1 protein-coding gene is annotated in these 2,023 nt (G+C 72.7%); it reads left to right on the forward strand.

Features of this window, described 5'->3' with window-relative positions; translation table 11 throughout:
• On the forward strand, positions 1–2,023 hold a 2,023-nt coding region (locus ACZ60X_RS43835; RefSeq protein ID WP_469611430.1), incomplete at both ends, for a type I polyketide synthase.

Raw genomic sequence — 2,023 nt, forward strand, 5'->3', positions numbered from 1 at the left:
GTCGGCGGGCTGCTGGGTTGCCGGGTGTGTCGCTGGCGTGGGGGCTGTGGGAGCAGGCCACCGGCATGACAGCCCACCTGAACGACGTCGACCAGCGCCGCCTGAACCGTGGCGGATTCCAAGCGATCAGCCCAGACGAGGGCCTGGACCTCTTCGACGCGGCCCTGCGCACCGGTGAGAGCCTCCTCGTCCCGATCAAGCTGGACCTGCGGGCCCTACGTGCGCAAGCGGCAGCCGGCGGCGGCATACCGTCCCTGTTGCGCACGCTGATACCGCACAGCCGGCGCGCCGCCGCCCGCATCTCCGCCGGACGTGTCAGCGGCCTGGCCGGCCGGCTCGCGGGCCTGGCCCCGGCCGAGCGGGAAGCCCTGCTCCTGGACCTGGTCCGCGCCCAGGTCGCGACCGTGCTCGGCCACACCGGCCCCGAGAAGATCAAGGCCGACAAGGCGTTCAAGGACGCCGGTTTCGACTCCCTCACCGCCGTCCAGCTCCGCAACCGGCTCCGCGAGGTCACCCAGCTCAGTCTCCCCGCCACCCTTGTCTACGACTACCCGACCCCGGTCGCGCTCGCCCGCTTCCTCGGCGACGAGCTGGCCGGACCCATCGGTGACGCCACCGGCGCGGGCGGGCCCACGGTCGGCGTGGCCGATCCGGACGAGCCGATCGCGATCGTGGGCATGGCGTGCCGGCTGCCCGGAGGTGCCAACAGCCCCGAAGAACTGTGGCGGTTGGTGATCGAGGGCCGCGACGCCGTCTCCGGCTTCCCGGCCGACCGGGGCTGGGACGTGGACGGCCTCTTCGACACCGACCCCGAGAACATCGGCACGTCCTACGTCGACCAGGGCGGCTTCCTTCACCAGGCAGGCCTGTTCGACGCGGGCTTCTTCGGCATCTCGCCGCGTGAGGCGCTGGCGATGGACCCGCAGCAGCGGCTGCTTCTGGAGACCTCCTGGGAGGCGCTGGAACGGGCGGGCGTGAACCCGTCCGCACTGAAGGGCACGGACGTCGGCGTGTTCTCCGGCGTGATGACCCAGGGTTACGGCATCGGTGGTGACATCCCGCCCGAGTCGGGCGGCTTCACGGCCACCGGCTCCGCGGTGAGCGTGGCCTCGGGCCGGGTGTCGTACGTCTTCGGCTTCGAGGGCCCCGCGGTGACCGTGGACACCGCCTGCTCCTCCTCGCTCGTCGCCATGCACCTGGCCGCCCAGGCCCTGCGCAACGGCGAATGCTCGATGGCCCTGGCGGGCGGCGCGACCGTCATGGCGACACCGGGCACCTTCGTCGAGTTCTCCCGGCAGCGGGCCCTCGCCCCCGACGGCCGCTGCAAGGCCTTCTCCTCGACCGCGGACGGCACCGGCTGGGCCGAGGGCGTCGGCGTGGTCGTCCTCGAACGCCTCTCGGAGGCACACCGCAAGGGGCACCGGGTGCTCGCCGTGCTGCGCGGCAGCGCGGTCAATCAGGACGGTGCCTCCAACGGTCTGACCGCTCCCAACGGTCCGTCCCAGCAGCGGGTCATCCGCCGGGCCCTGTCGGCCGCCGGTCTGGCCGCCGCGGACGTGGACGTGGTGGAGGCGCACGGTACGGGCACCGCGCTCGGTGACCCCATCGAGGCGCAGGCGCTGCTGGCGACGTACGGCCGCGACCGCGAAATGCCTTTGTGGCTGGGCTCGGTGAAGTCCAACATCGGGCACACCCAGGCCGCCGCGGGCGTCGCCGGGGTGATCAAGATGGTGGAGGCGCTACGGCACGGTGTTCTGCCCCCGACCCTGCACGTCACCGAGCCCACCCCGCAGGTCGACTGGTCCTCGGGCTCCGTCGAGTTGCTGACCGAGGCCCGGGAGTGGCCCGAGACCGGCCGCCCGCGCCGGGCCGCCGTCTCCTCCTTCGGACTGAGCGGTACCAACGCCCACCTCATCTTCGAACAGGCACCGGAGGAGCCGGTCGGTGTGCGGGTGTCGTACGAGGGTGTGGTGCCGTTGGTGGTGTCGGCGGCGTCGGGGGGTGCGCTGGCGGGTCAGGCGGA

Source organism: Streptomyces sp. NPDC104106 (assembly GCF_055584345.1).